Source organism: Streptococcus parasanguinis, assembly GCF_031582885.1.
Lineage (GTDB): Bacteria > Bacillota > Bacilli > Lactobacillales > Streptococcaceae > Streptococcus > Streptococcus parasanguinis_M.
Window position 1 is genome coordinate 972,279 of record NZ_CP133988.1, and the last position, 20,663, is coordinate 992,941.

The following is a 20,663-nucleotide window of genomic DNA, read 5'->3' on the forward strand; positions in this document are numbered from 1 at the left end:
TTGGAGGAATTTCTTAGTCCCTCCTTTTGGAAGGAAGAGATATGGATAACCGACCGATTGGTTTTTTAGATTCTGGAGTAGGGGGCCTGACTGTTGTCCGCGAATTGCTCCGTCAGCTTCCTCACGAAGATGTCGTCTATATTGGAGATTCAGCGCGTGCACCTTATGGTCCTAGACCAGCAGACCAAATTCGCGAGTATACTTGGCAGATGGTGAACTTCCTTCTGACCAAAAATGTCAAGATGATTGTCTTAGCCTGTAATACAGCGACGGCAGTTGTTTGGGAAGAAGTCAAGGAGAAACTTGATATTCCCGTTTTGGGAGTGATCTTGCCCGGAGCTTCTGCAGCCATTAAATCGACGACCCATCAAAAAATTGGGGTCATTGGGACACCAATGACAGTTTCTTCTGGAATTTATAAGGAGAAGATTCAAAGTCTGGCACCAGACATGGAAGTCAGCAGTTTAGCTTGTCCCAAGTTTGTTCCTTTAGTAGAATCAAACGAGTTGGCATCCAGTGTGACCAAAAAGGTGGTTTACGAAACCCTAAAACCACTAGTTGGAAAGGTTGATACCTTAGTCTTGGGATGTACCCATTATCCCCTTTTAAAACCGATCATTCAAAATGTGATGGGACCGGATGTCAAATTGATTGATAGTGGGGCAGAGTGTGTTCGGGATATTTCCGTTTTATTAAACTATTTTGAGCTCAATAAGAGTCGCGAACTCTTAGAGCAGACCCACCGCTTTTATACCACTGCAAATGCCAATAGCTTTGCAGCGATTGCCGAAAAATGGCTAGAACGTTCAGTGAATGTGGAGCATGTAAATTTATGAGTGACAAACTATTTGAATACAAAGATCCCCAAGATTGGTATATTGCCCAATGGGGAGAAGATGCAGACTACAACCAATTTAGTCAAGTGCCTGCGGAAGCTTCCACTCTGTTAGATCAGCTGGAACTTCTCTTTGCCAAGGATCCTGAAGGATTCCCTCTCAATCTATCGGTGATGCGCTATGGTTCAGCCTTTCGTTTTCTGACCTTTTTGACCGAAATCTTGAATGAAGTCAAGGGAAGAGCTTTTGAGATCGTACAGCGTCAAGGAGCCTTGCTCTTGGTTGAAAAAGGGAAACTGCTTTACTTGCATTTGCCAAGTGATGGGGTGGATGTGGAAGCCTTCTTGGGTCAAGACAAGGTCAAAGATACGATTCTTATTGCGACTCGAAATGAGGGAAAAACAAAAGAATTCCGTAATATGTTTGAAAAGCTGGGCTTTGAAGTGGAAAATCTCAATCAATACCCAGAGCTTCCAGAAGTCGAAGAAACAGGGATGACCTTTGAAGAGAATGCCCGCCTAAAAGCTGAAACGATTGCAGAGCTAACTGGGAAAACAGTCTTAGCGGATGATTCAGGTTTGAAGGTGGATATCTTGGGAGGCTTACCAGGAGTTTGGTCAGCTCGCTTTGCGGGAGTTGGTGCGACAGATGCGGAAAACAATGCGAAATTGTTGCACGAATTGGCCATGGTCTTTGACTTGAAAGATCGCTCAGCTCAGTTCCATACGACCTTGGTGGTTGCAAGACCAGGCAAGGAAAGCTTAGTGGTGGAAGCTGATTGGCCAGGGTATATTAATTTTGAGCCAAAAGGGGAACACGGCTTTGGCTATGACCCTCTCTTCTTAGTTGGGGAAACGGGCCGTTCTGCTGCTGAATTAACGCTTGAAGAAAAAAATACACAATCACATCGTGCTTTAGCTGTTAAAAAGTTATTGGAGGTATTTCCATCATGGCAAAGCAAACAATCATAGTTATGAGTGACTCGCATGGAGACCGCTCCATTGTTGAAGCTATTAAAGAAAAATACCTAGGCCAGGTCGATGGGATCTTTCACAATGGGGATTCTGAACTAAAAAGTGATGATCCTGTCTGGGAAGGGATCCACGTTGTCCAAGGAAATATGGATTTTTATGATGGCTATCCGGAACGCTTGGTGACCCAACTAGGGCCAACACGGATCATCCAGACCCATGGGCATCTCTTCCAGATCAATTTTAGTTTTCAAAAATTGGATCTGTGGGCCCAAGAGGAGGAAGCAGATATCTGTCTATACGGCCACCTTCATATCCCAGATGCTTGGAAGGAAGGAAGAACCCTCTTTGTGAATCCTGGATCCGTTAGTCAACCACGTGGTCTGATTCGCGAATGTTTGTATGCCAAGATAGAGATTACCGATTCGAACTTCAAGGTAGAGTATTATACGCGAGATCATGAATTGTACCCTGAATTGACAAAGGAGTTTAGCAGATGATAGCAAAGGAATTTGAACGTTTCTTGTTGGCGCAGGAAGAGACGTTCTTAACTCCTGCCAAAAATTTAGCGGTCTTGATTGATACCCACAATGTAGACCATGCAGTCTTGCTGTTGAGCCAGATTAGCTATAGTCGCATCCCGGTAGTGACGGATGAACGCAAGTTTGTGGGAACGATCTCCCTAACGGATATTCTATCTTATCAATTGAAACACGAGATTCCTGAGGAGACTTTTGCTTCGATGGATATCGTAGACGTTGCAAAGAAGGAGGTCGGGGTCATCGGCTTAGACTTCAATTTGACAGAAGTCCTTCACAAGTTGGTGGATGACTCCTTCTTATCAGTGGTGGATGAAGAAGGTTATTTCCAAGGGATTATTACGCGGAAATCGATCCTCAAAGCCATCAATTCGCTAATGCATAATTTTTCAAATGAATACGAGATGATTCCAAAATGAAAGAATTTATTGCAAGTTTTATTGATCAAAAAGAACTAAGTGAAAATTCTCAGTCAGCCTATTTCTATGATTTGGACCAATTTATTGAATCAATTCATGGAAAAGTGACACCGACAAATTTGAGAATTTACCAAGCTTCGATTAAAGATTTTAAACCGGCGGTTCAAAAACGAAAATTATCCGCTGTTAACCAATTTTTATATTATTTGTATCAAGAACGCTTTATTTCTGAATACCATCGTTTGGTCTTGCCTAAAATTCAACCGGCCAAAACCCATGATCGTGAATTGTTGGATCTGACCCATTTTTGGGAAGAATCAACCAATCCACAGGGACGCTTGATGGCCTTGTTGATTCTGGAGATGGGCTTATTGCCAAGTGAGATCCTCCAAGTCAAAGTCGAAGATATTCAGCTGGACTTTCATGTCATTCGAGTGGGCAAAGATGGCCAAAAACGGGTTTTAAAAGTTCCAGAGCCTTTACTGGATGAGTTGCAACTCTTCCTCGATGGTGTCTATCTCTTTGATAATAAGGGAAAATCTTACTCCCGTCAGTGGGGATTCCGACAATTAGAAGCCTTCTTGATCGAAAAAGGCAACCAAGACCTTTCGGCGCAATCGATTCGTGAGCAGTATATTTTGAAACAACGTGAACTCGGTGTGGATCTCTTTAGTATTGCGCGTGAATTGGGCCTAAAAACCATGGTGACATTAGAAAAATATAAATAATGGATATTAAAATTAAAGATTATGAAGGGCCTCTGGACCTCTTGCTCCACTTGGTCTTTAAATACCAGATGGATATCTATGAGGTCCCCTTGATTGAGGTGATCGAACAGTATCTGGCTTATCTGGCGACTCTCCAGGCTATGAAACTAGAGGTAGCAGGGGAATACATGCTGATGGCTAGTCAATTAACCCTGATCAAGAGTCGTAGACTTCTTCCTAAGGTCGCAGAGAAGATGGATGAAGCAGAGGATCTAGAGCAGGACCTCCTTTCTCAATTGGAAGAGTACCGTACTTACAAGCAATTAGGAGAGTTGATGGCCTCGCAGCACGAGGAGCGCGCCCTCTATTATTCGAAACCAAAGATGGAATTGGTTTATGACGATACCGAATTACTTCATGATCGCACCACGGTGGATCTCTTCTTGGCTTTCTCAAAACTATTGACCAAGAAAAAAGAAGAATTCCGCCAGAACCATACAACCATTGTAAAGGATGAATACAAGATTGAGGATCTGATGGACCAGCTGCGTCACCGATTCCACGATCGTTCACAAGTTCTCTTGCAGGACTTGTTTCTAGAAGCAGCGGATCTCCAAGAGGTCATTACCCTATTTCTTGCAACCCTTGAATTAATCAAGATTCAAGAGGTCACAGTGGTACAGGATAGGGCTTTTGGAGAAATTTACTTAAATAGGATTGAACATGAGCAAATTAGCTGAAATTGAAGCACTCTTATTTGTAGCGGGTGAAGAAGGAATTACTGCCAGACAAATCGCAGATCTTCTCTCTTTACCCCCAACAGGTGTGGTGCAAAGTTTAGAAAAATTGGCCCAAAAATACCAGGAGGATACAGATACGAGTCTGTGTTTGATGGAGACAGCTTCCCGTTATAAATTGGTGACAAAGGCAGACTACGCTTCGGTTTTACGAGACTATTCTAGAACGCCTATGAACCAAAGTTTGTCTCGGGCTGCCCTTGAAACCTTGTCAATCATTGCTTATAAGCAACCGATCACCCGCGTGGAGGTCGATGACATTCGAGGCGTCAATTCCAGTGGTGCTATTACCAAACTACTGTCATTTGATCTGATCCGTGAAGATGGAAAAAAAGAAGTCATCGGGCGTCCTAATTTGTATGTTACGACGGAGTATTTTTTGGATTACATGGGGATCAATCATTTGGAGGAATTGCCAAAGGTTGAGGAAGTGGACATCGATCCAGAAGAAGGTCAATTATTTTCAGAGAGAACAGAGGAACTAGATGAGAATTAATAAATATATTGCCCATGCAGGTGTGGCTAGTCGTCGCAAGGCCGAAGAACTGATCAAGCAAGGCTTGGTGACGGTCAATGGCCAAGTTGTGCGTGAATTAGCGACCATCATTAAAACCGGTGATCAGGTTGAAGTAGAGGGGACTCCAATCTATAACGAAGAAAAGGTCTACTATCTTTTAAATAAGCCACGTGGCGTCATCTCTAGTGTATCGGATGATAAAGGGCGGACAACAGTCGTTGACCTTTTATCTCAAGTACCAGAGCGCATCTACCCAGTGGGACGTTTGGACTGGGATACATCTGGTGTCTTGATTTTGACCAATGATGGTGATTTTACAGATGAGATGATTCACCCGCGAAATGAAATTGATAAAGTCTATGTGGCGCGTGTCAAAGGGATTGCCAATAAGGAAAACTTGCGTCCCTTGACGCGAGGGGTGACCATTGATGGAAAGAAAACCAAGCCAGCGACTTACGAGATCTTAAAAGTGGATGTCGAAAAGAACCGTTCAGTGGTTCAGTTGACCATTCATGAAGGGCGTAACCACCAGGTTAAAAAGATGTTTGAAGCGGTGGGACTTTTAGTGGATAAACTCTCCCGGACCCAGTTTGGAAATTTGGACGTCTCAGGACTACGTCCGGGTGAATACCGTCGCTTGAACAAAAAAGAAATCAGCCAGTTGCACAATCTAGCAGTGACTAAATCTAAAAAAGCATGAAAACAATCCTGATTGCGCTGGTCAGAGGCTATCAAAAATGGATCTCTCCCCTATTTCCGCCTTCTTGTCGCTTTCAACCGACCTGTTCCACTTATATGATCCAAGCGATTGAGCGTTTTGGTGTGAAAGGTGTCTTGATGGGGATTGCAAGGATTCTACGTTGCCATCCTGGAAGCCAGGCGGGACCAGACCCCTTGCCAGACCATTTTAGTCTGAAGCGAAATGAAGAATCAAAATAGGACGATCGCAAATAAACAGAAACACCCTTAGAAATTATTTTTCTAAGGGTGTTGATTTTGTAAAAGAGTTGTCTATCAGCGTTTAGACCATGTTTTAGGGAGGAAGAGTAGAATCATTGGATAGATTTCAAGCCGTCCGGCAATCATGGCTAAGGAAAGTAACAGTTTTGAAATCGGACTAAAGATGGAGAAGGTTTGACCTGTTCCAATCATAGGTCCAATGTTGTTGAAACAACTAAAGACAGCGCTGACAACCGTCATGAAGTTATTATTGTCTAGACTGACTACAAAGAGTAGGCCGATCGTGATAAAACTGTATATTGTAAAGTACTTGAGGATCTGATGCTGTGTATCCTTATCCAATACCGTATCATTGACATGCAAGGTCAGAACGCGATTCGGAGACAAGGTCGAAAGAACCTGATTTTTTGCGATTCGCCATAAGGTCAAGCACCGAATGACTTTTAGCCCCCCGGCGGTCGATCCAGCAGAACCACCTACAACCATCAGCATCAAGAGGATGAACTGAGAAAAGAGAGGCCATTTTTCCGTCGTTCCATAACCAAAACCGGTAGTGGTGATGATATTGGAAACTTGGAAGAAGGAAATCTCAAAACTCTTAGCGACATTGGCATAGAGATGAAGGACATTGTACGCGATCAAGACACTGGACACGAGGACGATGGTGATATAGGTCCGCAATTCCTCATCTTTAAAGAAGGCCTTGAATTTTCGGATCATGAGGAAGTAGTAGAGGTTAAAGTTAACCCCGAAGACTAAAACCCCGATACTGACCAAATAGGTGATTAAACTACTATTGTAGTGGGCAATTCCGTCGTTAAAAACGGTAAAGCCCCCGGTTCCAGCCGTTCCCATGGCGATGACAAAACTATCATAAAGGGGCATATCAGCAAGGAAATAAAGAACCACAAAGAGGAAGAACAAGCCCAAGTACAAGAAGTAGAGGATTTGAGCTGTGTTTTTTAATTTGGAAACGACCTTCCCAAAAACTGGACCAGGAACTTCTGCCTTCATGACTTCAAGGTGGCTGTTCTTGTTATTGTCCATAATTGCAAGGGCGAAGACCAATACTCCCATCCCCCCAATCAAGTGGGTGAAACTGCGCCAAAAGAGGAGAGAATGGGTGAGGACACCCACATCATCTAATATCGTTGCCCCTGTTGTTGTAAAGCCAGAGCTGACTTCAAAGAAGGCATCGATAATGTTGGGAATTTGTCCCGAAAAGACAAAGGGAAGGGCGCCAAAGAAGGACCAGAGGATCCAACAGAGGGCTACAATCAGGACTCCTTCTTTAGCATAAATGTGAAAGTCCTTTGGTTTGTGAAAACTACCAAGTAGCCCCAGCCCAAGTAAGATGGCCATGGTTGCCCCAATAGAGACAAAGACCTTGGCAGGTTCCTGATAGATCGTAGCGACGACTAAGGGAACGATCAGGAGAGCTGCCTCGATTAAGAGGAGCTTGGACAAGAGGTAACGAATCATGCTTCTATTCATCAGGCTTACCTCTCAAGTAGATCATAGATTTTTGTGACATTTTGAATCAAGGTGGTTACGATAATCCGATCTCCTACCATCAAACGGTCATCTCCATTTGGGAAAATAGCCTTGCCGTCTCGAATAATGGCAGCGATCAAGACGCCTTTTTTCAATTTCAATTCAGAGAGGGGATATTGGGTTAGTTTATTGTCTTCCTTAATTTGGAACTGCAAGGTTTCAATCCGGCCGTTTGCGACATGGTGCAAGGCTTCTAGGTTTGAGAACTGTGCATTGTAGCGTCCACGAATAAAGTGCATAATGGTATCTACAGCGATGCGTTTTGGCGTAACGATACTGGTCATATCTTGATCGCCAATGATCTCTAGCAGACTAGTTCGGTTGACCTTGGTAATGTTCTTTTTGACTCCGACAGAATTCAAGAACATGGAAGTGATGATGTTTTCTTCATCGACCCCTGTCAAAGTAGCCACAGCATCGAAGTTATTGGCACTCTCTTCTAAAAGAATGTCTTTAGCAGTTCCGTCTCCATGGACGACATAGAGATCAGGAAATTCCTGACTAAAGAATTCCGCCCGTTCGCGATTGACCTCTAAGACCTTGAGATCGATCTTGCGGCGCACATCTTGAAGAATGTTGAGTAGGTAATAGGCAATTTTCCCAGCACCAATGATCATCATGCTCTTAATGACCTGAGGGCGAACATTGTTGTGGAAGAGAACGACCTCGATCCGATTACCTGTTACGAAAATCTTGTCTTGAGGTTGCAAGACAAAGTCTCCGTTTGGAATGGTGAGTTCGTTGCCACGCTCGATTGCACAAACAATGACATTTCCGTATTTCTTCCGGAATTGGGATAGACTCATATTGCAGAGATTGCTATCTGGCTTGATTTTAAATTCCATCAAGGCAACTCGGCCATTGGCAAAATGCTCCACAGAAAGGGCATTTGGGAAGTCAATGATATTGGCAATATAGCGAGCTGTCAGCAATTCCGGATTGACAACTAGGGAGAAGCCCAAGATATTTTTTTCCTTGAAGTAGGAATTGGAATATTCCGGATTCCGCACCCGAACGATAGTCTCTTTGGCTCCCATTTTTTTAGCCAAAACAGCAGAGACCATATTCACTTCATCGTACTCGGTCATGGAAATGAAGATGTCGCAGTCTTCAACATCTGCTTGCTCCAAGATCTTGAAGTTTGCCCCATTTCCTAAAATTCCAATGATATCAAACCGTTTGGTAATATGGTTAAGAACGGATTCGTCTTTTTCGATCAAAATAACATCGTGGTTTTCAGCAACGAGAGAACGACAAAGGGCCGTTCCGACCTTTCCTCCACCAACAACAATAATTTTCATAGAATACCTCCAGAGTATGCTTCTATCATACTCTATTTTCAAGAAAAATTCATCTTTTTTAAGGATTTTCTGGTGGAATTTTGAGAAGCTAAGAACAAGTAGGAGAAATCGTCAAAAGAGTAGAGCTAGGAGGGATTGAAAACTTTGATAAAGTTTCTTAAAAAAATCTAAAAAAACTATTGACAGGAGCTTCAAAAGTGTTATACTTAGAAAGTACCTTCGTTGATTTACCTCAAACCTGTTGTGAGTTAAGTTAATGAAGCTGTAACCACGCTGTTTGCTGAGCTTGACTCCGGGCAGTGTGGCTATTTTTTTATCAGAAAGAGATCGAGTATGAATATTGAAGAACTGGACTACCAAGAGTCAGCTGCTCAAAACCACATCGTCTTGTTCCAACCTCAGATTCCACAAAATACGGGAAATATTGCACGGACTTGTGCGGCGACCAATTCCCCCTTACATATCATTCGCCCCATGGCTTTTCCGATCGATGATCGCAAAATGAAGCGAGCAGGACTTGATTATTGGGACAAGCTGGATGTCCGCTTTTATGATAGCCTGGAAGAGTTTATGGAAGCGGCGCGCGACGGTCAGGTACACCTAGTGTCCAAGTTTGCAAATCAGACCTATTCGGATGTTTCTTATCAGGATGGGAAGTCCCATTATTTCTTGTTTGGACGCGAGGATAAAGGTTTGCCGGAAGATTTTATGCGCCAGCACGAGGAGAAGGCCATTCGCATTCCGATGAATGATGAGCATGTCCGTAGTTTAAATGTCTCCAATACTGTCTGCATGATTGTCTATGAGGCACTCCGCCAGCAAGGTTTTAAGGGGCTGGAGTTGAGTCATCGTTATGAGCATGACAAGCTCAAATAAAAACGAAAAATTAAAACCCGAACCATGTAATCCATGACGTTACAAAAACTTGCCTAGGCAAGTTTTTTTTGTTATCATAAAAGGGTCTTCAGGGCAGGGTGTAATTCCCGACCGGCGGTGACTTTTATTAGGAAATGTTCTTTTCCGTACTCTAAAAGAAGTCCGCGAGCGCAAGCTGATGTGGTGTGACTCCACAACCGACAGTATAGTCTGGATGGGAGAAGACGAGAGACGAATAGACTGACAGCTATTCTGATCTGTTTAGAGCTGATGCATGGAAATGGAACGTTAGGGTCTAAGACTGACTAACGGCATGTTTCGATGGAGACCAGCTAAAGTAACTAGAATAGTTTCTAGTTTAAGCTTTGTTTAAATAGTTTAGAGTAGAATGATGGAGTAGACGTCTTTCCAGCTTCTCTAATTTTTAAAAAATTGGAGGAACCTGTTATGACAAATACACGTAAACTGACCCTAGTGGCTGTTTTATCCGCTTTATCTTTTATTTTGATGTTCTATCAATTTTCTTTCTTGATAGATTTCTTCAAAATTGATTTGAGTATCATCGCCATTTTGTTGGCCTTGGTCCTGTTGGATTTTAAAAGTGCCGTTTGGGTGACCTTGATCCGATCTGTCCTTAAGTTAGCCCTTAATAATAAGGGGCTTGAAACCTTGATCGGATTACCAATCAATATCATTGGAGTTCTTGTTTTTGTTCTTGCTTTTGCATGGATTTGGAACAAGGAACGGACCCATGGTCGATTTGTCTTGGCAACGATTGTTGGAACGATCAGCTTGAGTATCACGATGGTATTGGTGAACTATGTCTATGCAATCCCTTTGTATGCTCGTTTTATGAACTATGATATTTCGAAAACACTAGGGCTTGTCCACTATTTAGCCGCAATGGTTGCACCGTTTAACCTGATCGAAGGGGTGATTTGGGCCATCGCATTTGGGTTGATCTATACCTTATTGCAACCGATTTTAAAAAAATATGAAAAATAAACAACAACATTGGGCGAAGGCAAGCTTCGCCCTTCTCATTTTTGTCATTCTTGGGTATGTGATTCGCTTTTACCCGCAACAATTAACAGGCTTTGATAGCACGATTCAGTCTGCTATTCGAGGCGATCTGCCTGCAGCACTGACGGCCTTCTTTACCAAGGTGACCCATGTCATGGATACCAAGATCATTGTCATCTGGGTGGGTCTTTTGCTGGCGGTCTTTGCCTATAAGAAGTGGTACAGCGAAGCTCATTTTCTAGGGAGCAATCTGGTATTGACTGGTCTTTTGGTTCTTCTTCTAAAGAATATCTACCAGAGACCGAGACCAAGTATTCTTCATCTAGTAGAGGAAAAAGGCTTTTCTTTCCCGAGTGGTCATTCACTGGCATCTAGCCTTGTTTTGGGAAGTTTGATCATCATCATCAGCCAACATGTAAAACATAAAACAGCCCGCTTTTGCCTTCAAGGCTTGCTGGTTCTGGGAATTGTGACCATTGTGGTTTCCCGCGTTTATGTCGGGGTCCACTATCCATCAGACGTTCTTGGCAGTATGATTTTGGGTCTCGCTGTTTTACAGTTTGAGTATCCCTTGTATGATCGCTTGCGATTTCAATGGCGCTTTACAGGTAAGCAAAAATAAGCATCTAACAACTAGGAGTTGAACTCGCGTTTTGAGTTCGACTCTTTTTTTGCTATAATGAAGGGTATGAAATCCTACAATACTTTGAATGATTATTATCGAACCTTATTTGGAGAAAAGACCTTTAAAGTCCCTATTGATGCGGGCTTTGATTGTCCCAATCGAGACGGAACAGTCGCCCACGGTGGCTGTACTTTTTGTACGGTCTCGGGTTCAGGAGATGCCATTGTGGCCCCAGAAGCTCCAATTCGAGAACAGTTTTACAAAGAGATTGATTTTATGCATCGGAAATGGCCAGATGTGGAGAAGTACCTGGTCTATTTTCAAAATTTTACCAATACCCACGATAAAGTGGAAGTCATTCGAGAGCGGTATGAACAGGCCATCAATGAACCAGGAGTGGTAGGAATCAACATTGGTACGCGTCCGGACTGTTTACCAGATGAGACCTTGGCCTACCTAGCAGAGCTGACAGAGCGCATGCATGTGACGATTGAGTTGGGGCTTCAGACGACTTATGAAGCGACTTCTGAATTGATCAATCGGGCCCATAGTTATGATCTCTATGTTGAAACAGTCAAGCGGATTCGCAAACAGGTGCCGAAGGCTGAGATTGTCTCCCATTTGATCAATGGCCTTCCTGGGGAGACGCATGAGATGATGGTGGAAAATGTTCGCCGTTGTGTGACCGATAATGAAATTGATGGCATCAAGTTACACCTCTTGCATTTGATGACCAATACACGGATGCAACGGGACTATCATGAAGGACGACTTCAACTCATGAGCCAGGAGGAGTATGTCAAGGTCATCTGTGACCAGTTGGAGATCATCCCCAAACACATTGTCATCCACCGGATTACAGGGGACGCGCCACGGGATATGTTGATTGGCCCTATGTGGAGCCTCAACAAATGGGAAGTCCTAAACGCCATTGAAACTGAAATGCGTCGGCGTGGAAGTACCCAAGGATGTAAGCTAGAAGAAAAGGAGACTGCTGATGCTTCGACCACTTGAAATGGCCCATCAATTTTTAGCAGAAGTGATCACCAAAGAAGATGTGGTGGTGGATGCGACTATGGGAAATGGGCATGATACGGTTTTTTTAGCCAAATTAGCAGGTCAGGTCTATGCCTTTGATATTCAAGAGCAGGCACTTGCAAACACTCAAGAAAAATTGGACAAGTTGGGGCTTCAACATGTCCAGTTGATCTTGGATGGGCACCAGCATGTGGACCAATATGTAGAGACTCTCAAAGCAGCTATTTTCAATCTGGGTTATCTACCATCTGCGGATAAATCAGTCATCACCCTTCCAGCGACCACTATTGAAGCGATGGAGAAAATTTGTGCTCGCCTACAAAAAGGTGGGCGAATGGCTATAATGATCTATTATGGTCATGAAGGGGGAGACATCGAGCGCGATGCAGTGCTGGACTTTGTCAGCCAGCTCCCACAAAAAGAATATACAGCGACCATCTACCGGACACTGAATCAAGTGAATCAGCCACCGTTTTTGGTGATGATCGAAAAATTAGAAAGCTACCGTCATGGATAAAGAATATTTAAAGAACAAAATTGAAGGGATGAGACATCATTTTGTCGAATCAACCATCCACGAGCGAGAAACAGGTTTTTTTGACGAAGCCCATATGACCAAAAAGATGCTCAAAATAAAAAAGAAATTGGTTTCGCTTGAGATGGAACGCTGTCAAAAGAAGATTGAGCACAAGGATGTAACCAAGACTGACCAAAAGATTGCGGAGTTGAAACAGCAATTTGAGACCTGTTGCCAAGAACGCTAGGGAGGAGTGCTATGGAATTACTCCTTTATGCAGTGATCTTTTCGATGATTTTGATCGCTTCAAATGCTACCAACAAGCTTGTGCCGAGTCTTCCTCTGCCCTTGCTCCAAATCTTACTGGGGATTGGTTGGGCCCTCTTTATCCCAGAAGAAAATTTTCATCTGGATACCGAGCTCTTTCTGGCTTTGGTCATTGGTCCTCTTTTATTTCGGGAGGCAGAAGAAGCAGATATCACTTCCGTCTTAAAGCACTGGCGTATCATTCTCTATTTGATCTTCCCAGTGATTTTTATCTCAACCATTAGTTTGGGTTGGGCTGCCCATTCCTTGTGGCTAAGTCTTCCTTTAGCAGCCTGTATGGCAGTGGGTGCGGCCCTCGGACCTACAGATTTAGTAGCCTTTGCTTCTCTGTCTGAGCGCTTTACCTTTCCAAAGCGGGTTTCGAATATCTTAAAAGGGGAAGGCTTACTAAATGACGCCTCTGGCTTGGTTGCCTTTCGAGTAGCCTTGACGGCCCTTGCAACCGGAAGTTTCTCCCTAGGAGAAGCAGGCGTTTCCTTAGGGATCTCCATTATTGGAGGATTTGCGGTAGGAATCTTGACGGCCTTTGTGAATCGATGGTTGCAAAAGTTACTTTTGAGTGTTCGTGCCAGTGATATTGCCAGTGAATTGATATTAGAACTCAGTCTTCCTCTGTTGACTTTTTTCTTAGCGGAGGAACTTCATGTATCTGGGATTATCGCCGTGGTTGTCTCTGGGATCCTCAAAGCCAGTCGGTTTAAGCATATTACCCTTTTGGAAGCACGGGTAGATACCGTCAGTCATACTGTTTGGAATACGGTCAACTTTATCTTAAATGGATCGGTCTTTGTGATCTTGGGAATGGAATTGGAAATGATTGCTAAGCCGATTCTAAGTAGCTCGATTTATAATAATCTTCTCTTGCTTCTTTCGGTCTTTGTGTTGACAGCTTTGCTATTTTTGATTCGCTTTGTCATGGTTTATCTCTTTTACTGGTTTCGAACCCTTCGTCTCAAAAAGTCGGTTCGAAATTATCTAAAAGATGCCTTACTGCTGACCTTCTCCGGTGTGAAGGGAACGGTTTCGATTGCGACGATTCTTTTGATCCCAACTAAGATCGAAAAAGAATATCCTATCCTGCTCTTTTTAGTGGCAGGAGTTACCCTTGTTAGCTTTATTACAGGATTGATGGTGCTCCCAAAATTGTCAGAAGACAAGGAAGAAACCAATGATTACCTAATGCAGATCGCGATTTTGAATGATGTTGTCATGGAATTAGAAGCAGAGCTAAAGAATAGTAAGCATAAGGGCCCCTTGTATGCAGCGATTGATAACTACCATGGTCGGATTGAAAATTTGATTTTAAGTCAGGAAAACAAGCTCATCCAAAAGGACTGGGAGCAGTTGAAGCTCTTGATTTTGAGTATTGAAAGTGATGGCTTGGAACAGGCTTATGAAGAAGGGATGATTCGAGAGCGTGGCTACCGTGTCTACCAACGCTATCTTCACAATATGGAACAACGTGTCAATCGCAATCTCTCCTCTCGTCTAACCTATTACCTTTTGGTTTCCTTCCGCCTCTTGCGTTTGCTGGTCCATGAGATCTTAACTTTTGGGTCTGGCTTGCGAAACTGGTGGACCCGAGAAGACAGCAAGTTAGAGGCCATTGATTATGACCAGATTGCTGCCCTTTATTTGGCCAATACAGAAATCATTATCGAAAGTTTGGAAGACCTCAAGGGGATTTATCGGAGCAGTTTGATCTCTTTCCTACAAGAATCTCGTCTGAGAGAAACTGCTATTATTACCAGTGGGGCCTTTGTGGAGCGGGTTATTAATCGCGTGAAACCAAATAATATCGATGAAATGTTGAGAGGCTATTATTTGGAGCGTAAGATTATTTTTGAATATGAAGCGCAACACCTGATTACCGCCAAGCAAGCGCGCCGTATGCGGCAAAATGTCAATGAATTAGAAAGCTATTCCCTAAGAGAAAGTGCCAATACGCTTCCATACGATTTGATCGAGTATGCACGGAATCGTTGAGATAAGAGTAAAAGAGGCTGGGACAAAAGTCCTAGCCTCTCAATTATTTTTGGATTGTCGATCAAGACGCAGTGGTTGAGTGGACTCTACTACGCTGATTTCATCAGCTTTTACAGCCCTACTCAACTGTGCGGAGGTGGGACGACGAAATCGAATTCTGACGAATTACCGATTTCTGTCCCACTCTCTTTTTGCTTTATTCATTTTCTTTTCAGTGTGCGATTTCTGGTTTGACAAAGAGTCGCTCATCACCAAGATCAATAAGGGATACTGGTGCTTCATAAAATTGGCTAAGGACATGAGGAGTTAGGATCTTTTCCTTTGGTCCTTGCTCGACCACTTGGCCATGTTTGAGTAAGAGGACATGGGTCATGTCTGTTGTAATTTCCTCGGCATGGTGGGTGACGTAGATCATGGTAGGCGCGTGATCCAGTTGTTTGATATGATGGATCTGACGGAGGAGTTTTTCTCTGGCAAAGAGATCCAATCCACTAGAAGCTTCGTCAAAAATGATCAGATCTGGCTGGTCCATGAGGCTTCGTGCAATGAGGACTGTCTGCTTTTCTCCCTGGGAGAGCTCCCGGTATTTGCGACCGATCAAAGCGCCAGCACCAATTGAAGTTAGCATATCCCGTGCCCAGTTCAGTTCTTCTTCCCCGTATGCAGCATATAAGATACTACTCTTGTATTGACCAGTTAGGACAATTTGCTCTGTCAAAAGATGTTCTGGCAGTCTTTCTGAAATGAAGGAGCTAACGATACCAATACGCTTACGTAACTCAGGAATACCCCCTTCTCCAAAGCGGGTTCCAAGGACCGTTACCTGGCCAGAACTAGCCCAGTATTCAGACATGAGCAGTTTGAGGAGGGTCGATTTTCCTGCTCCATTTAAGCCTAAAATCGCCCAACATTCATTTTCTTTTACTTGCCAGTTAATCTCTTTTAAAAGGGCTTTTCCATTGCGGATCAAATTGACGTCTTGTAGTTCAATCAAATTATTCATAACTTCATCCTTTTGATTAAAATCTCCTTTATTCTATCATAAAATATGGTAGAATAGAAAACAGGAGGTAAGGAATGTTTCGAAATAGTAAATTGTTATTCTGGACATGTGAGATCTTATTATTGACGGTGATTTTCTATATTTGGAAATCAATGGGGACTTTAATTTCTCCATTTGTATCTGTTCTGAATACCATCCTCTTACCATTTTTAATTGCAGGTTTTTTATATTACATTACCAATCCGATTGTTGAATTGTTGGAAAAACATTTAAAAATCAAGCGTGTGTTTGGGATTTTGATCACCTTAGTACTCTTGTTTGGGATCATTGGCTTAGGGATCTTTTATCTGCTCCCTATCTTAATTAATCAGTTAACCAGCTTGATCAATTCAACTCAAGGACTTTACTGGGAAGTTCAAAGTTTGGTTCGAAAACTCTCGACCAATCCTTTGTTCCAGAATGTGAATATCCAGTCGACGATTCAGCAGTTGAATCTCTCTTATATGGATATCCTACAAAATCTCTTGAATAGTGTGACCAACAGTTTAGGAAGTGTGGTTAACACCATTGTCAATACGGTCTTTATCTTGATCATGACCCCTGTCTTCTTGGTTTATTTCTTGGTCGATGGGAAGAAGTTATTGCCGATGTTGGAGCGGACCATTTTACGCAATGACAAACTCCACATTTCAAGCCTCTTGATTAGTTTGAATGAAACGGTCTCTCGCTATATTAGTGGGATTTCGATCGATGCCTTTATCATTGGAACCCTAGCCTACATTGGCTATAGTTTTATTGGATTGAAGTACGCTTTGGTCTTTGCCATCTTTTCTGGGCTGGCCAACCTCATTCCATATGTAGGACCAACCATCGGCTTGATTCCGATGATCATCACCTATGCCTTCACAGATATGGATATGATGATCAAAGCAGTCATTTACATGTTGATTATCCAGCAGATCGATGGGAATATTCTTTATCCGCGTATCGTTGGAGGCGTGATGAAGGTTCACCCGATTACCATTATGGTTCTCTTATTGCTCTCAAGTAATATCTACGGCATTATCGGGATGGTCGTTGCGATTCCAGTCTATTCGATTGGAAAAGAAATTGTAAAATTCTTGGTGAATCTTTATGATAACCACCGTGCTGCTAAGGAGCAGAAGAAAAAAGAAGAATTTGGTATCATTAATAAATCATAGACTCTAGCGCCTATATGGGCCTTGGAGTCTTTTTTGTACATTTATTTGAAAAAATGCTGGAAAATAGTCAACAAGTGCTATGAAATGTGTTAAAATATAAGTGATTTTGAAAGAAAATATGAAAAGGTAGGAAAAGATGAGACTGCTCTTATCGAAAAAACAGAGACGCCAATTGCAATTATTGGAAATCTTGATTAAGGAAAAAAGATGGTTCCACTTAAAAGAGTTGGCCAAGCGTTTGGATTGTACAGAACGTTCGTTAAAAGAAGATTTGTCTAATCTTCGTAGTACATTTGATGACTTTTTAATTGAATCCTCTACCAATGGGATCAAAATCAGTTATGAGGATTCGGTTGGGCTAGAAGTGATCTATCATCACTTTTTAAAAGAATCACAAGCCTTCGCCTTGATTGAATATCTTTTCTTCAACAAGGATGTTTCCAATGAATATATTTGCAGAAAGTTTGATCTGAGTTACCAATCTTTCTACCGCTTGATTCGGACGATTAATCAGAAGCTTCAAACCAAATACAATGTAAAGATTGATTTGAAACCCTTGAATCTTGTCGGGGATGAGATTGACGTTCGTTTCTTTTATGCCCAATATTTTGCGGAACGTTATTACTACATGGAGTGGCCTTTCCCAGAATTTAAGGAAGAGGCGGTGACCGATTTGATCACCTTCTTCTTCAAGCTCTATGGCTATCCATTGACCTTCTCTGTACTCAGGTCTTATAAAGTTCTCTTGACAGTCTACTTGTCACGGATTAAGCAAGGTTACTTCATCGACATGCCAACGAACTATGATGTGTATAAGGACCAGTATCAAGGGGTGACCAATGTCGAGGAGATGTTGCGCTACTTTAGCTTGCAGTTGGGTGTCGAGTTGAATGAAAAAGTGCTGGAGCAGTTCTTTATTATCTTTATTCAAGAGAATTTCTATTTCAGTCCAGAAAGCTTGATCGAAGCTGCAGAAACAGATCCTTATGCCAAAGAATCAACGACGCTCATCAGAGATATGTTCAAGGATCTATGCTATACCTATGATTTAGACATTGAAAATCTTGATGAGATGTTGATGCACGTTCACAATACGGCTCACTTAGGTCGGAAGGAATTGTTCTCGGAGTTCCTCTTATTTGATACCAAGACCAATACCAACGAAGATTTCATGAGCATCTTCCCAGCCTTCTATGATGATTTGAAGGAGCATATCATCACTTATATGAAGACCATGAAGCATGATCTGAACGAAGAGATCATCAAGCACATGATCTACACGGTCTACACTCACTGGGAACGTCTCTTACCGCAGTTGTTGCGCCGTCGGAAGTCTATTAAGGTCTTGATTATCAGTCGTTTTGACGATCACCATGCCAAATCCATGATCGATTTTCTAGATTTCTACTGTACGGATAACTTTGAATTTACGCAGATGATCAAGTACAATCTAACAGTGGATGATATTGAAGCTTCGGATGCCGACGTAGTGGTGGCCAACTTTATGATGCCTGAATTAAAGAAAAAACCATTTATTTGTACAAGTAGTCTCTCATCGCTTGAGCTGGTTGAAAAACTCAATGCCTTCTTTTATGATTTTACCAGTGCAGAACACTAAAATCAGGACCTGGTCCTGATTTTTTGATGGTAAAAAAAGAAAATTTTATAGAAGAATGCAGGCTCTCCTATTTTGTGGTATAATATACGATATTATATACTGGAGGAATTTATCCATGGAAGACCCTGGCAGTCAGGAAATTTTACTGGAATTTATTTTATTGATTGTTTTGACATTATTGAACGCCTTTTTCTCGGCGACTGAAATGTCAATGGTATCGTTGAATCGCTCTCGTGTAGAGCAAAAGGCTGAAGAAGGAGATAAAAAATACATTCGTCTTCTTAGCGTATTGGAGCAACCGAACCATTTCTTATCCACTATTCAGGTGGGGATCACCTTGATTACCATCTTATCTGGGGCGAGTCTTGCGGATAGCCTTGGACATGTCATTGCTGGATGGATGGGCAATACTAAAACGGCTCTTGCAACTGGAAGCTTTTTATCTCTAGCATTTTTGACTTATATTTCGATCGTGTTTGGCGAACTCTATCCGAAACGAATCGCTATGAACTTGAAAGATGAGTTGGCTGTTCGAACAGCTCCGATTGTGATTCTATTAGGAAAAATTGTCAGCCCCTTTGTTTGGTTGCTTTCAGCATCGACCAACCTTTTGAGCCGTATCACGCCAATGGAATTCGATGATCCGGATGAAAAGATGACGCGGGATGAAATCGAGTATATGCTGACCAATAGTGAAGCAACACTAGATGCGGACGAGATTGAGATGCTCCAAGGGATCTTTTCATTAGATGAAATGGTAGCGCGTGAAGTCATGGTTCCACGGACAGATGCCTTCATGGTTGATATCAATGATGATACCAAAGAAATTATTGAAAGTATCCTTAAGCAAAACTTTTCACGGATTCCTGTCTATGATGATGACAAGGACAATGTCATCGGCCTCATCCATACCAAACGTCTCTTGAACGAAGGATTTATCAATGGCTTTGATAATATTGTCTTAAGAAAGATTTTACAAGAACCTTTGTTTGTTCCAGAAACCATTTTTGTGGATGATCTTTTGAAGGAATTGCGCAATACGCAAAATCAAATGGCCATTCTACTCGATGAATATGGCGGGATGTCTGGTTTGGTTACTCTTGAAGACCTCTTGGAAGAAATCGTCGGTGAAATTGACGATGAGACTGACAAAGCTGAAATTGATGTTTTTGAAATTGGGGATAATACTTATGTCGTGCAAGGAGCTATGTCACTAAACGACTTTAATGAATACTTTGGCGTTGAGTTGGAAAGTGATGATGTGGATACTATTGCAGGGTATTATTTGACTGAAGTTGGGCGGATTCCATCCTTGAAAGAACGCCTCAGCTGTGAAGTCGATAGTCAAAAGAAACACTTGATCTTGACTAATGACAAGGTGAAAAACGGTCGTGTGACCAAGGTGAAAGTTGAAATTTCTGAAATCGTCGAGGAAGATGAAGAAACAAAATCAAAAGAAGATTAAAAAATAGAGGCTTGGATGTGTTCCAGCCTCTGTTTTTTTCTTGTCAAGACCAGTTGAATTTTCAAAAAATTTCAAAAATTTCTGAAATAGTCTTGACAGCCAAAAAAAATTAAGGTAAGATAATACCCATAAAAAAAGAAAGCAGAAAATAAACATGAAGCAACAAGCCATTTCAACTCAAAAATTTTACTTTAGCTACTTTAGATAGTGTTTGTAGACATGATCTCATGGATGCAAACAACCCAAGCAATTTGTTTGTATCTATGTGGCTAAGATTTTTGTGATGGTCCATAGAGCTAGTATCTAAATGGACCGAGGTTTTGTAACTTGTTGGAGAATTTCAAGCATCCGTTTAGAGAATCATCTAAGCGGATTTTTTGTT

At 42.2% G+C, this 20,663-nt stretch carries 22 protein-coding genes and 1 riboswitch; of the genes, 19 read left to right on the plus strand and 3 right to left on the minus strand.

Annotated elements, in window-relative coordinates; all coding sequences use genetic code 11:
- Positions 1 to 41 precede the first annotated feature (41 nt).
- The 9 genes from racE to yidD are packed head-to-tail and all read left to right on the plus strand — an operon-like array spanning position 42 to position 5,725.
- Positions 42 to 836, plus strand: a complete 795-nt coding sequence (gene racE, locus RDV49_RS04585; RefSeq protein ID WP_003008361.1) for a glutamate racemase — start codon at positions 42 to 44, stop codon at positions 834 to 836.
- The gene (locus RDV49_RS04590; protein WP_003008359.1) at positions 833 to 1,807 is read left to right on the plus strand and encodes a nucleoside-triphosphate diphosphatase; all 975 of its coding nucleotides are present in this window, start codon (positions 833 to 835) and stop codon (positions 1,805 to 1,807) included. The genes racE and RDV49_RS04590 overlap by 4 nt, the downstream gene beginning before the upstream one ends.
- A complete protein-coding gene (locus RDV49_RS04595) occupies positions 1,786 to 2,307 on the plus strand; it encodes a metallophosphoesterase (RefSeq protein ID WP_003008356.1) in 522 nt (173 codons plus the stop codon). Before RDV49_RS04590 ends, RDV49_RS04595 begins: the two co-directional genes overlap by 22 nt.
- Positions 2,304 to 2,765 (plus strand): cyclic-di-AMP-binding protein CbpB, encoded by a 462-nt coding sequence (gene cbpB, locus RDV49_RS04600; RefSeq protein WP_003008353.1) that lies wholly within the window; start codon positions 2,304 to 2,306, stop codon positions 2,763 to 2,765. The genes RDV49_RS04595 and cbpB overlap by 4 nt, the downstream gene beginning before the upstream one ends.
- Positions 2,762 to 3,493, plus strand: coding sequence for a site-specific tyrosine recombinase XerD (gene xerD / locus RDV49_RS04605; protein ID WP_003005319.1), 732 nt, complete (start codon positions 2,762 to 2,764; stop codon positions 3,491 to 3,493). The genes cbpB and xerD overlap by 4 nt, the downstream gene beginning before the upstream one ends.
- Positions 3,493 to 4,212 carry a segregation/condensation protein A gene (locus tag RDV49_RS04610; protein WP_003008350.1) on the plus strand — a complete coding sequence of 240 codons (720 nt, stop codon included), beginning with the start codon at positions 3,493 to 3,495 and terminating at the stop codon, positions 4,210 to 4,212. Before xerD ends, RDV49_RS04610 begins: the two co-directional genes overlap by 1 nt.
- A complete protein-coding gene (scpB, locus tag RDV49_RS04615) occupies positions 4,196 to 4,765 on the plus strand; it encodes an SMC-Scp complex subunit ScpB (RefSeq protein ID WP_003008347.1) in 570 nt (189 codons plus the stop codon). Before RDV49_RS04610 ends, scpB begins: the two co-directional genes overlap by 17 nt.
- Complete coding sequence (locus tag RDV49_RS04620) at positions 4,755 to 5,486, plus strand: pseudouridine synthase (RefSeq protein WP_003005375.1); 732 nt, start codon at positions 4,755 to 4,757, stop codon at positions 5,484 to 5,486. The genes scpB and RDV49_RS04620 overlap by 11 nt, the downstream gene beginning before the upstream one ends.
- Positions 5,483 to 5,725, plus strand: coding sequence for a membrane protein insertion efficiency factor YidD (gene yidD, locus RDV49_RS04625; protein ID WP_003008344.1), 243 nt, complete (start codon positions 5,483 to 5,485; stop codon positions 5,723 to 5,725). Before RDV49_RS04620 ends, yidD begins: the two co-directional genes overlap by 4 nt.
- A gap of 75 nt (positions 5,726 to 5,800) precedes the next feature.
- Here yidD and RDV49_RS04630 read toward each other — a convergent pair whose 3' ends face one another.
- The gene (locus RDV49_RS04630; RefSeq protein ID WP_003008342.1) at positions 5,801 to 7,240 is read right to left on the minus strand and encodes a TrkH family potassium uptake protein; all 1,440 of its coding nucleotides are present in this window, start codon (positions 7,238 to 7,240) and stop codon (positions 5,801 to 5,803) included.
- Positions 7,241 to 7,245: 5 nt separating this feature from the next.
- On the minus strand, positions 7,246 to 8,601 hold the full coding sequence (trkA, locus tag RDV49_RS04635; RefSeq protein ID WP_003008340.1) for a Trk system potassium transporter TrkA: 1,356 nt from the start codon (positions 8,599 to 8,601) through the stop codon (positions 7,246 to 7,248).
- A 333-nt stretch (positions 8,602 to 8,934) separates the two neighbouring features.
- On the opposite strand from trkA, the gene trmL reads away from it, so the two are divergent.
- The 7 genes from trmL (at position 8,935) to RDV49_RS04670 (ending at position 14,993) form a co-directional block, all read left to right on the plus strand.
- Positions 8,935 to 9,477 carry a tRNA (uridine(34)/cytosine(34)/5-carboxymethylaminomethyluridine(34)-2'-O)-methyltransferase TrmL gene (trmL, locus tag RDV49_RS04640; RefSeq protein WP_003008338.1) on the plus strand — a complete coding sequence of 181 codons (543 nt, stop codon included), beginning with the start codon at positions 8,935 to 8,937 and terminating at the stop codon, positions 9,475 to 9,477.
- Positions 9,478 to 9,557: 80 nt separating this feature from the next.
- A riboswitch (FMN riboswitch) is annotated at positions 9,558 to 9,707 on the plus strand.
- A gap of 202 nt (positions 9,708 to 9,909) precedes the next feature.
- Positions 9,910 to 10,482, plus strand: a complete 573-nt coding sequence (locus RDV49_RS04645; protein ID WP_324252899.1) for an ECF transporter S component — start codon at positions 9,910 to 9,912, stop codon at positions 10,480 to 10,482.
- Positions 10,472 to 11,122: a phosphatase PAP2 family protein gene (locus RDV49_RS04650; RefSeq protein WP_003008336.1), complete on the plus strand. Its 651-nt coding sequence runs from the start codon at positions 10,472 to 10,474 to the stop codon at positions 11,120 to 11,122. The genes RDV49_RS04645 and RDV49_RS04650 overlap by 11 nt, the downstream gene beginning before the upstream one ends.
- Positions 11,123 to 11,179: 57 nt before the next feature.
- On the plus strand, positions 11,180 to 12,139 hold the full coding sequence (mnmL, locus tag RDV49_RS04655) for a tRNA modification radical SAM protein MnmL/YtqA (RefSeq protein ID WP_003008334.1): 960 nt from the start codon (positions 11,180 to 11,182) through the stop codon (positions 12,137 to 12,139).
- Positions 12,123 to 12,680, plus strand: a complete 558-nt coding sequence (mnmM, locus tag RDV49_RS04660) for a tRNA 5-(aminomethyl)-2-thiouridylate-methyltransferase MnmM (protein ID WP_003008332.1) — start codon at positions 12,123 to 12,125, stop codon at positions 12,678 to 12,680. Before mnmL ends, mnmM begins: the two co-directional genes overlap by 17 nt.
- The gene (locus RDV49_RS04665) at positions 12,673 to 12,927 is read left to right on the plus strand and encodes a hypothetical protein (protein ID WP_003008329.1); all 255 of its coding nucleotides are present in this window, start codon (positions 12,673 to 12,675) and stop codon (positions 12,925 to 12,927) included. The genes mnmM and RDV49_RS04665 overlap by 8 nt, the downstream gene beginning before the upstream one ends.
- An 11-nt stretch (positions 12,928 to 12,938) precedes the next feature.
- A complete protein-coding gene (locus RDV49_RS04670; protein ID WP_003008327.1) occupies positions 12,939 to 14,993 on the plus strand; it encodes a cation:proton antiporter in 2,055 nt (684 codons plus the stop codon).
- A gap of 211 nt (positions 14,994 to 15,204) precedes the next feature.
- On the opposite strand, the gene RDV49_RS04675 is transcribed toward RDV49_RS04670, so the two are convergent.
- Positions 15,205 to 15,996 (minus strand): ABC transporter ATP-binding protein, encoded by a 792-nt coding sequence (locus tag RDV49_RS04675; protein WP_003008324.1) that lies wholly within the window; start codon positions 15,994 to 15,996, stop codon positions 15,205 to 15,207.
- 74 nt (positions 15,997 to 16,070) lie between these two features.
- Between RDV49_RS04675 and RDV49_RS04680 the strand changes: the two genes are divergently transcribed.
- From RDV49_RS04680 to RDV49_RS04690, 3 genes are all read left to right on the plus strand, one after another.
- Complete coding sequence (locus RDV49_RS04680; RefSeq protein ID WP_003008322.1) at positions 16,071 to 17,198, plus strand: AI-2E family transporter; 1,128 nt, start codon at positions 16,071 to 16,073, stop codon at positions 17,196 to 17,198.
- 136 nt (positions 17,199 to 17,334) lie between these two features.
- Positions 17,335 to 18,816, plus strand: coding sequence for an AcpB/EbpR/MafR family transcriptional regulator (locus RDV49_RS04685; protein WP_003008320.1), 1,482 nt, complete (start codon positions 17,335 to 17,337; stop codon positions 18,814 to 18,816).
- A 115-nt stretch (positions 18,817 to 18,931) separates the two neighbouring features.
- Positions 18,932 to 20,281 (plus strand): hemolysin family protein, encoded by a 1,350-nt coding sequence (locus tag RDV49_RS04690; protein WP_037608034.1) that lies wholly within the window; start codon positions 18,932 to 18,934, stop codon positions 20,279 to 20,281.
- Positions 20,282 to 20,663 lie beyond the last annotated feature (382 nt).

Coding starts and splice junctions, on each gene's coding strand:
- RDV49_RS04690 (WP_037608034.1), top strand. CDS start 18,932: ATGGAAGACCCTGGCAGTCAGGAAATTTTACTGGAATTTATTTTATTG.
- RDV49_RS04610 (WP_003008350.1), top strand. CDS start 3,493: ATGGATATTAAAATTAAAGATTATGAAGGGCCTCTGGACCTCTTGCTC.
- mnmM (WP_003008332.1), top strand. CDS start 12,123: ATGCTTCGACCACTTGAAATGGCCCATCAATTTTTAGCAGAAGTGATC.
- RDV49_RS04620 (WP_003005375.1), top strand. CDS start 4,755: ATGAGAATTAATAAATATATTGCCCATGCAGGTGTGGCTAGTCGTCGC.
- yidD (WP_003008344.1), top strand. CDS start 5,483: ATGAAAACAATCCTGATTGCGCTGGTCAGAGGCTATCAAAAATGGATC.
- RDV49_RS04670 (WP_003008327.1), top strand. CDS start 12,939: ATGGAATTACTCCTTTATGCAGTGATCTTTTCGATGATTTTGATCGCT.
- RDV49_RS04675 (WP_003008324.1), bottom strand. CDS start 15,996: ATGAATAATTTGATTGAACTACAAGACGTCAATTTGATCCGCAATGGA.
- RDV49_RS04590 (WP_003008359.1), top strand. CDS start 833: ATGAGTGACAAACTATTTGAATACAAAGATCCCCAAGATTGGTATATT.
- RDV49_RS04665 (WP_003008329.1), top strand. CDS start 12,673: ATGGATAAAGAATATTTAAAGAACAAAATTGAAGGGATGAGACATCAT.
- RDV49_RS04680 (WP_003008322.1), top strand. CDS start 16,071: ATGTTTCGAAATAGTAAATTGTTATTCTGGACATGTGAGATCTTATTA.
- xerD (WP_003005319.1), top strand. CDS start 2,762: ATGAAAGAATTTATTGCAAGTTTTATTGATCAAAAAGAACTAAGTGAA.
- racE (WP_003008361.1), top strand. CDS start 42: ATGGATAACCGACCGATTGGTTTTTTAGATTCTGGAGTAGGGGGCCTG.
- trkA (WP_003008340.1), bottom strand. CDS start 8,601: ATGAAAATTATTGTTGTTGGTGGAGGAAAGGTCGGAACGGCCCTTTGT.
- mnmL (WP_003008334.1), top strand. CDS start 11,180: ATGAAGGGTATGAAATCCTACAATACTTTGAATGATTATTATCGAACC.
- scpB (WP_003008347.1), top strand. CDS start 4,196: ATGAGCAAATTAGCTGAAATTGAAGCACTCTTATTTGTAGCGGGTGAA.
- cbpB (WP_003008353.1), top strand. CDS start 2,304: ATGATAGCAAAGGAATTTGAACGTTTCTTGTTGGCGCAGGAAGAGACG.
- RDV49_RS04650 (WP_003008336.1), top strand. CDS start 10,472: ATGAAAAATAAACAACAACATTGGGCGAAGGCAAGCTTCGCCCTTCTC.
- RDV49_RS04595 (WP_003008356.1), top strand. CDS start 1,786: ATGGCAAAGCAAACAATCATAGTTATGAGTGACTCGCATGGAGACCGC.
- trmL (WP_003008338.1), top strand. CDS start 8,935: ATGAATATTGAAGAACTGGACTACCAAGAGTCAGCTGCTCAAAACCAC.
- RDV49_RS04630 (WP_003008342.1), bottom strand. CDS start 7,240: ATGAATAGAAGCATGATTCGTTACCTCTTGTCCAAGCTCCTCTTAATC.
- RDV49_RS04685 (WP_003008320.1), top strand. CDS start 17,335: ATGAGACTGCTCTTATCGAAAAAACAGAGACGCCAATTGCAATTATTG.